This window comes from Novosphingobium sp., from assembly GCF_032093395.1.
Classification (GTDB): Bacteria; Pseudomonadota; Alphaproteobacteria; order Sphingomonadales; family Sphingomonadaceae; genus Novosphingobium.
This window is the reverse complement of record NZ_DAMDBA010000124.1, coordinates 1-9,181: the sequence shown is the minus strand read 5'-3', so window position 1 is coordinate 9,181 and position 9,181 is coordinate 1. Positions and strand designations below refer to the sequence as shown.

Sequence of the window (9,181 nt, the reverse complement as noted above, 5' to 3'; positions counted from 1 at the left end):
TCTGCTCGACGACTGCTGAAGGCTCTCAGATCACGGCGGAAGGCGGGCTCAGTGCCCGCCTTTTCGTCATTCTTACAGCGCGCGCGACAACTCCTTGATCTCGGTATTGAGAATCCGGTCGTTCTCGGAATAATCGACCGGGCAGTCGATCAGATGCACGCCCGGCGTATCGCGACAATGCGCCAGCAATTCCCCCAGATGAGCGGCGCTTTCCACGCGGTATCCGCTCGCGCCGTAGCTCTCGGCATATTTCACGAAGTCCGGATTGCCGTAGGTCAGCCCGAAATCGGCAAAGCCCATGTTGGCCTGCTTCCAACGGATCATGCCATAGGCGTTGTCGTTCAGGATCAGCACGGTGAGATTGAGCCCCAGACGGACGGCCGTTTCCATCTCCTGGCTGTTCATCATGAAGCCGCCATCTCCACAGACGGCGAAGATCTTGCGATCGGGATAGACCATTGCGCTCGCCATGGCGGATGGCAGGCCCGCCCCCATCGAAGCCAGCGCGTTGTCCAGCAGTACCGTGTTCGGCTTGTGCGCACTGTAGCCGCGGGCGAACCAGAGCTTGTAGACACCGTTGTCCAGACAGACGATCGCATCGCCGGGCAGCGCGTCGCGTACCTGCTGCACCAGGTGCGGCGGGAAGATCGGAAACCGCTCGTCGGCTGCCAGCTTCTCGGTGTGTTCAAGCTCGGCCTTGCGATAGCCGAGCATGGCATCGAAGTTCCACCTGGCTGAGGGCGAGATCGCCTCCTTGATCTGCCAGACCGCGTTGGCAATGTCGCCGATGACCTCGATATGCGGGAAATAGACCGGATCGACCTCGGCAGTCTTGGTCGAGACGTGGATCACCACGCGCTGATCGCCTTCGACACTCCGCTTGCCGTCGTTGTGCATGAAGAACGGCGGTTTTTCGATCACGTCATGGCCGATATTGATGATGCAATCGGCATCCTCGATCGCGCGATGGACGAAATCACCGGAAGAAAGCGCCGCGCAGCCCAGGAAACGCGGATGACGCTCGTCGATCACGCCTTTGCCGAGCTGCGTGGTGAGAAACGGAATGCCGGTCTTCTCGACGAACTCGCCGAGCATCTTGCTGGTCATCTTGCGATTGGCGCCCGCACCGATCACCAGTACCGGCCGCCGGGCCTTCTCCAGCGCCTCGACCGCCTGAGCGATCGATTTCACGTCCGCCGTCGGGCGGCGCACGGTCGAGCGGACGATCGGGCGCGAATCGGTGAACTCGTCGGCAATGTCCTCCGGCAATTCGACGTGGGTAGCGCCGGGCTTCTCCTCTTCGGCGATGCGGAAAGCCTCGCGCACGCGGCTCGGGATATTGTCCGAGCTGGCCATCTGGTGCGCGTACTTGGTGATGGGCTGCATCATCGAGACGACGTCGAGGATCTGAAAGCGGCCCTGCTTGGACTTCTTGATGGGTTTCTGGCCGGTGATCATCAACATCGGCATTCCGCCGAGAGTGGCATAAGCGGCGGCGGTCACGAAATTCGTCGCCCCCGGCCCCAGCGTCGAAAGACAGACGCCCACCTTGCCGGTGTGGCGGCCGTAAGTCGCCGCCATGAACCCCGCGCCTTGCTCATGCCGGGTCAGGATAAGCCGGATCTTCTTCGAGCGAGACAGCGAATCGAGAAAATCCAGGTTCTCTTCGCCAGGCACACCGAAAATATACTCGACGCCCTCCGCTTCGAGACATTCGATGAACAGATCGGATGCCTTGCGCTTGTCGCTCTCCGCCATGTGCCGTTTCCCTCAACCTCAAGCCGTTTTGCTTGTCTTCCGGGAATGTGCCGAGGAATTCAATGGCGCGCACCTGATCAAAGCAGCGGCTGCTCAATACCCCTGCGAAAGGTCTACCCGGTGCTCCAGTGGCCTGCCATCGACGAAGTGCCGGAGATTGGAAAGAAACCGCGCAGATCCTCGCTCGAACAGACTGTCCTGCGCGCGGCCGGCGAGATGCATCGATATATGGATATTTTCGCGGGACCATAACGGATGGTCGGCGGGAAGCGGCTCCGGTTCGGTCACATCGAGGACCGCGCCGCCCAGATGTCCCGAATCGATGGCCGCCAGCAGGGCGTCCTGCTCGATGACGGTGCCGCGCGCGAAGTTGAGGAACACCGCGCCGGGCTTCATCGCGGCGAATTCCTCTTCCCCGAACATGCGCTGCGTTTCCGGGGTGGAAGGAACGATCGCGATCACCCAGTCGAACCGGCCGAGTTCGCCGCGCCAGGCGTCCGAACCGAGATCACCCGGACCGGGGCGTCGCCGCACGCCGGTTACTTCCGCGCCGAAAACGCGCAGGATTTCCGCGATCCGCCTGCCGATCTCCCCTGCCCCAACCACCAGCACCTGGGAGCCGAGCAGTTCGCGCTTGCCCGGCGGCTGTGCCAGCCATTCATGCCGATCCTGCGCCCGCACCACCTGCCGCCAGCCCTTCGCAACCGCCAGCATCCCCATGACGGCATATTCCGCCACCGACTGGGCATGGATTCCCGAACCATTGGTCAACTCGATCTTGCGATCGGCAATCAGCGGGAGCGGAAGCCAATCCACGCCCGACGAGAGCGCCATGTACCAGACGAGCTTGTCCGCCGCGGCGATGAACTCGGCGGCAAGCGCGGGCGCGATCGGATCCAGCCAGGCAATCTCGGCCTGCGGCGCCAGTTCGAGAAGCTGCTCGCGCCCCTCGTACCAGACCGGCTCGATGCCTTCGGGCAAGTGCCCTTCCAGTAACGCTTTCGACTTGGCGTTGATCACGGCGATGGTCATGGCGAACTCCGGTACCTGCCTTGTCTCAAGATCTCGGCCGGTGATCGGCACGGCCATGCAGATTGGCAAGGCCGGGCAGGCTGCACTTAATGCAACCGCAATTTCGCCCGACTCACCTTCAGCCGAGCTTCCATTCCCAGCCGAGCGGATCGCCGTCCATCGCCTCGACACCCCTCGCGGCGAGTTCGTCACGCAGGGCATCCGAGGTCGCAAAGTCCTTCTCCGCCCGTGCGGCCTTGCGGCGGGCAAGAACGTCCTCGATCTCGGCCTCGGTGATTTCGGCCGTCTTGGGACGGAGGCGCAAGTCGGCGCGGGCCGTTCCGAAGAGATTGAGACCCAGCACGGAATCCATAGCCTCGATAGCGGCCCGCTTGGCGGCCGGATCTACCTTCTTCGCGGCCAGCACATCTTCGAGCGCCGTCAAAGCCACGGCGGTATTGAGATCGTCGCCGATCGCCTTCTCGAAAATTTCGAGCATGGGTGCCAGTTTGGGATGAGCGCGATCGCCTGCCTCAACCTCGCGGAGACGTTCCACCACGATGATCATGCGCTTGAGGCGCACCAGGGCGGCGGCAAGCCCGTCCCACGAGAATTCCAGCTCGGAACGGTAATGGGCCTGAAGGCACATCATGCGGTAACCGAGCGGGTGATAGCCCCGATCGATGAGCAGTTGCAGGCGCAGGAATTCGCCGGAGGACTTGCTCATCTTGCCTGACCGCTCGACAAGAAAGTTGTTGTGCATCCATATCTTGGCGCCCGAATTTGCGGGCACGTCGAGGCCGCAGGCGTCATTCGGCTTGCAGCAGAACGCCTGGTTCTGCGCGATCTCGTTGGGGTGATGTATCTCACGGTGATCGATGCCGCCGGTATGAATGTCGAAGGGAAAGCCCAGCAGGTCGCCCGACATCACGGAGCATTCGAGATGCCAGCCCGGAGCGCCCCTGCCCCAAGGCGAATCCCACTCCATCTGGCGCTTCTCGCCAGCCGGCGTCTTGCGCCAGATCGCGAAGTCGGCGGCATTGCGCTTGCCTTCGACGGCCTCGATCCGCCCTTCGCCCTCGTCCGTCACGGCGCGCGCAAGGCGTCCGTAGTCGGCAACGGTGGAAACGTCGAAATAGAGACCACTTTCCAATTCATAGCAATGGGTTGGCGCGATCTTCTCGGCAAATTCTATCATCTGCGGCACATAGTCGGTCGCGATCGACCACTTGGCCGGCTGGCGGATGTTCAATGCCTTGATATCTGCCCAATAGGCCTGGGTGTAATGCTCGGCGATGTCCCAGATCGATTGGGCCTGGGCCCTCGCCATCTTCTCCATCTTGTCTTCGCCGGCGTCGGCGTCGTCGGTCAGGTGGCCGACGTCGGTGATGTTAATGACGTGGGTAAGCTTGTAGCCCCTGTGGCTCAGCGTTCGGCCCAGGATGTCCGCGAAGACATAGGCCCGCATGTTGCCGATGTGGGGGTAATTGTAGACCGTCGGCCCGCAAGTATAGACCCGCGCCTCGCCTGCATGGACGGGCTGGAACGGCTCCAACTGGCGGGTCAGGCTGTTGAACAGGGTCAGGCTTTGGGGTTCGGTCATGGCGCGCGGCATAAGCGGCAGGCCGATGCGAGGTCAATCCTCCTCGTCCCGGAAGAAGCCCGTCGTCCCGGACTTGATCCGGGACCGCTGGCGGTTCTTGAGGCGATAGCTCTAAGAAGAGCGCCCTGCCTCAAAGTGGGCCGTTCACCGCCAGCGGTCCCGGATCAAGTCCGGGACGACGGCTTTCTCAAGCCTTTTCACCCTGCGGCTCTCGGGCCCTTCACTCCCACCCATTCTCAACACGTCACTCTTCCTCGAAAAGTCCCGCGAGCTGCTCGATCATCGTGCCGCCAAGCTGTTCGGCGTCCATGATCGTCACCGCGCGGCGATAATAGCGCGTGACGTCGTGGCCAATGCCGATAGCCACGAGCTGGACCGGGCTCTTGGCCTCGATCCATTCGATCACGCGGCGCAAGTGTGCTTCTAGATAACCCGCCGAATTCACCGAAAGCGTCGAATCGTCCACCGGCGCACCATCGGAGATCACCATCATGATCCGCCGATCCTCGGGGCGGGCCAGCATGCGGTTATGCGCCCAGAGCAGCGCTTCGCCGTCGATGTTTTCCTTCAGCAGGCCTTCGCGCATCATCAGGCCGAGGTTCTTGCGCGCCCGGCGCCAAGGTTCGTCGGCCTTCTTGTAGATAATGTGGCGCAAGTCGTTGAGACGTCCCGGATGCTGCGGGCGGCCGTTGGCCAGCCAGGACTCTCGGCTTTGCCCGCCCTTCCAGGCCCGGGTGGTGAAGCCGAGGATCTCGACCTTGACGCCGCAGCGCTCCAGCGTCCGCGCCAGCACGTCAGCGCTGATCGCCGCGATCGAAATCGGACGGCCACGCATCGAGCCGGAGTTGTCGAGCAGCAGGGTAACCACGGTGTCCTTGAACTCGACGTCGCGCTCCACCTTGTAGGACAGCGACTGGCCGGGGGAGACGACCACGCGGGCCAGGCGCGCCGCGTCCAGCAGGCCCTCTTCCTGGTCGAAGTCCCACGAACGGTTCTGCTGGGCCATGAGGCGACGCTGCAGCCGGTTGGCGAGCCGCGTCACCACTCCCTGAAGCCCCTTCAGCTGCGCGTCCAGATAGGCGCGCAAGCGAGTCAGTTCCTCATCGTCGCAAAGCTCCGAAGCGACCACGATTTCGTCGTAGGCCTCGGTGTAGACCTTGTAGTCGAAACTTTCGGGAATATCGGTCCAGGGGCGGTTCGGCCGGACGGGCATCATGCCTTCCTCGCCTTCCTGCCCCTCTTCGCCGTCTTCCATCTCGTCCGAGTTTTCGCCCTCGGCCTCGCTCTCGCCTTCGTCCTGACCGCTGGAAGGCTCGGCTGCCATCTCGGTGGACTCAGGCTCCTGCCCGCTTTCGTCGCCGGTCTCGTCTTCCTCGGTCTGGTCGTCGCCGTCCATGTCCTCGGACTCTTCGGGCGGCTGTTCGATCTGCTCGGCCTGAGTCATCTCCAGGTGCATGAGCATGTCGAGCGAGAGCTTCTGGAAGGCCTTCTGGTCCTCGATGGAACCGGCCAGCGCCTCGAAATCGTCGCCGGCCTTCGATTCGATCCAGCGCCGGACCATGTCGACGCCGAACTGCGCAGGTTCGGGCACAGGCTGTCCGGTGAGCCGTTCGCGCAGCAGAAGCGCCAGAGCGGTGGGGATCGGTACGCCGTCCGGGCTGTCGGCGCGCGTGATAGGGTCGCTGGCGATGCGCGCCTCCAGCGAGGCGTCGAGATTGGCGCGCATGCCCGCGTAGTGATTGGAGCCCAGCGCCTCGTAGCGGACCGTTTCCACCGCATCGTAACAGGCCCTCGCCGAGGGATCGGCCGGGGCATTGCGCATATGCAGCTTGTCGTTGTGATGGCGCAGGCGCAGGGCGAAACTGTCCGCATAGCCTCGCGCCTGCATGGCTGCCGCTTGCGGGATCGAGCGACCGGGCATCGGCACGCGGAATGTCTGACCGGTGGAACTGGGAGCGTCGGCGGTCCAGTTAACCTCGATCTCGGCATCCTGCGCAATGGCGCGAGAGGCGCCGGTCAGGGCCAGCTTGAAGCGATCGACGGGAGTTTCTTCGGACATGCAACGCTCAATGGCGGCTTAGTCCGCCCGGTGCAAGCCGGGATGGCGTGTTGGAGAAAGCGCCGCAGAGAAGAAGGAGTCGTTGAAGAAGATGTCGTCCCGGGCTCGACCCGGGACCGCTGGCCGTGAACGGCCCACTTCGAGGCCAGGCGCTTGCACGATAGCAATCGCCTCAAGATTTGCCAGCGGTCCCGGATCAAGTCCGGGACGACGTCATTCAAATCACAGCGACTGGCCGGTCTTGGCCCAGTCGGCCATGAAGCCTTCGATGCCCTTGTCGGTCAGGACGTGCTTCACGAGGTTCTTGATCACTGCCGGCGGCATCGTCGCGACATCGGCGCCGATGCGGGCGCATTCGAGGACGTGGACGGGGTGGCGGATCGAGGCGGCGAGGATCTCGGTCTCGAAGGCGTAGTTGTCGTAGATCAGGCGGATGTCGCGGATCAGGTCCATGCCATCGAAGCCGTTGTCGTCATGACGGCCGACGAAGGGCGACACGAACGAAGCGCCGGCCTTGGCGGCGAGCAGGGCCTGGTTGGCCGAGAAGCACAGCGTGACGTTGACGAGCGTGCCGTCCGAGGTCAGCTTCTTGCAGGTCTTCAGGCCGTCGATCGTCAGCGGCACCTTGATGCAGACGTTGTCGGCGATCTTGCGCAGGATTTCGGCCTCGCGCATCATGCCTTCATGGTCGAGCGCGACGACTTCGGCGCTGACCGGGCCATCTACCAGACCGCAAATTTCCTTGGTCACTTCCAGGAAGTCACGGCCAGACTTGGCGATCAGCGAAGGATTGGTGGTAACGCCGTCGAGCAGGCCGGTAGCGGCGAGATCGGCGATGTCGTTGGTGTCGGCGGTGTCGACGAAGAACTTCATGGCGCGGTTCCTGTGAATGCGGGCTGTTGCCAAGGGCTGCGACGGGAACGCGGCGGCTCCCGTCGATTCTGGCGCTCCCTATAGGGAAGCGCGCCCCTTCCCGCTACCTGCTACTTAGCGCCGGTCGATCAGCCCTTCTTCAACGCCCCGATCAGCACCGAGTCGTTGGTTTCCGCCGGGTTTTGCCGGATCGCCGCCTCGGCCGCACCGATTTCGTACCAGATGCCGTTGTCGGCATCGAGCGCGAGGGCATGGGCGGTATCCTGCACGGTCACGCCCTTGAGCGCGGCGATCGCCTGGTTCAGCGTGTTGTCCTGCGCCTCGTTGATGGCACGCTCGATCTCGGGGATCATGGCATTGACCAGCGCGGGCCCCATGGCGCGCCTCAGGAGCGTGGTGGCGGCGGTATTGCCCCCGGCCAGCACTTCGGCGGGATTGGGGATCGGCACGCTCTGCACGGCCTTGAGCACCAGAGGCCCCGCGACACGCGCGCCAGGCGTCGCGAAGAGGTTGAGCTGATATTGCAGCTTGTCGCGAAACGCCTTCGACTTCAGCACGCCGGTGGTGGTCTTCCCCGGTCGGCCGAACAGCACGGGAAGCGGGATGCGCGCCACCGGGCTGGTCCAGAAACCTTCCGGCTGACCGAGCCACGCAAAAGCACGCTCCGACGACGTGCGCATGAGCCGGCGAACCGGATCGGCACTTGCTGAACCGGTAGAGCCGGACCCCGGACCCGCGAGAGTCGAGCATCCGGGCAGCATCAGCACGCCCGTGGCGAGCATCCCCAGGAGAACGCCCCGGCGGCTCCAGTCCGCGTCCGATTCCACCGATTTATCCCCTGTTGCCCAATTCGCCATCATCAACTCCTTCACGCGCACTTGCAGCAGTGCCTATATGCAACCCGCATGAAACGCGTCCGAATCCTCGTCTTCAACGCTGCACTTGGCGTCCTCGACTACCGCGTCCCAGAAGGCATGGCGATAGAATTCGGATCCGTTGTGATTGCGCCGCTCGGCCCCAGGCAAGTCCTCGGGATCGTTTGGGAACCGGAACGCCTGGCCGGGCAGGAAGTGCCGGAATCCAAGCTGCGTCCGCTGATCGAAGTCCTGCCGGTCCCGCCCCTGCCCGAGCGGCTGCGACGCCTGATCGAGTGGACGGCCGACTATTATTGCGCTGCGCTGTCCTCGGTGGCGCGCATGGCGCTCGGCAGCATGGCGGCGCTGCGCGGCGGCGGCACGACGACCGAGTACCGGTTGACGGGCCAGGAACCTGCCCGCCTCACCCCCCAGCGCGCCGCAGCGCTGGATGCGCTTCAGAACGAACAGGCCTCGATCAAGGAACTGGCCGAACTCGCCTCGGTCTCCGAAGGCGTGCTGCGCGGCATGGTCGGCGCCGGGCTGCTGGAACCAGTGGTCGTCGATCTTGACCGGCGCTATCCCCCGGCCCGCCCCGAACATGCCCAGCCCACGCTTTCCGAAGGCCAGCAGCAGGCGGCCGACATTTTCGTGGAAGCGGTAAAGGCTCACAAATTCGCCCCCTTCCTGCTCGACGGCGTCACCGGTTCGGGCAAGACCGAGACCTACTTCGAAGCCGTGGCCGAGGCTCTGCGAATGGGGCGGCAGGTTCTCGTCCTGCTTCCCGAGATCGCGCTGACCGAGAATTTCCTGCGTCGCTTCGAACATCGCTTCGGCGTGCCTCCGATCCTCTGGCATTCCTCGCTCAAGTCCAGCGAGCGACGCCGCGCCTGGCGCGCGATCGTGGCGGGCGAGGCGCAAGTCGTCGTCGGCGCGCGTTCGGCACTGTTCCTGCCCTATGCGAACCTGGGGCTGATCGTGGTGGACGAGGCCCACGAAGTCTCCTTCAAGCAGGACGACGGC

7 protein-coding genes are annotated in these 9,181 nt (G+C 63.8%); 1 reads left to right on the top strand and 6 read right to left on the bottom strand.

The features are described from left to right. Positions 1–72: 72 nt before the first annotated feature. From RT424_RS23165 to RT424_RS23140, 6 genes are all read right to left on the bottom strand, one after another. The gene (locus RT424_RS23165; RefSeq protein ID WP_313443054.1) at positions 73–1,758 is read right to left on the bottom strand and encodes an acetolactate synthase large subunit; all 1,686 of its coding nucleotides are present in this window, start codon (positions 1,756–1,758) and stop codon (positions 73–75) included. A gap of 93 nt (positions 1,759–1,851) precedes the next feature. Beyond that, positions 1,852–2,847, bottom strand: a complete 996-nt coding sequence (locus RT424_RS23160; RefSeq protein ID WP_313443052.1) for a D-2-hydroxyacid dehydrogenase — start codon at positions 2,845–2,847, stop codon at positions 1,852–1,854. 61 nt (positions 2,848–2,908) lie between these two features. Next, positions 2,909–4,372, bottom strand: coding sequence for a cysteine--tRNA ligase (gene cysS, locus RT424_RS23155; protein ID WP_313443050.1), 1,464 nt, complete (start codon positions 4,370–4,372; stop codon positions 2,909–2,911). Between the two features lie 244 nt (positions 4,373–4,616). Beyond that, positions 4,617–6,431, bottom strand: a complete 1,815-nt coding sequence (gene cobT / locus RT424_RS23150; protein ID WP_313443048.1) for a cobaltochelatase subunit CobT — start codon at positions 6,429–6,431, stop codon at positions 4,617–4,619. Between the two features lie 222 nt (positions 6,432–6,653). Beyond that, positions 6,654–7,304: a fructose-6-phosphate aldolase gene (gene fsa, locus RT424_RS23145; RefSeq protein ID WP_132263009.1), complete on the bottom strand. Its 651-nt coding sequence runs from the start codon at positions 7,302–7,304 to the stop codon at positions 6,654–6,656. Between the two features lie 128 nt (positions 7,305–7,432). After that, on the bottom strand, positions 7,433–8,161 hold the full coding sequence (locus RT424_RS23140) for a DUF4197 domain-containing protein (protein WP_313443043.1): 729 nt from the start codon (positions 8,159–8,161) through the stop codon (positions 7,433–7,435). Between the two features lie 48 nt (positions 8,162–8,209). Here RT424_RS23140 and RT424_RS23135 point away from each other — a divergent pair. Further along, positions 8,210–9,181 (top strand): DEAD/DEAH box helicase (locus RT424_RS23135; RefSeq protein WP_313443041.1); only part of this gene is annotated, 972 nt, incomplete at its 3' end.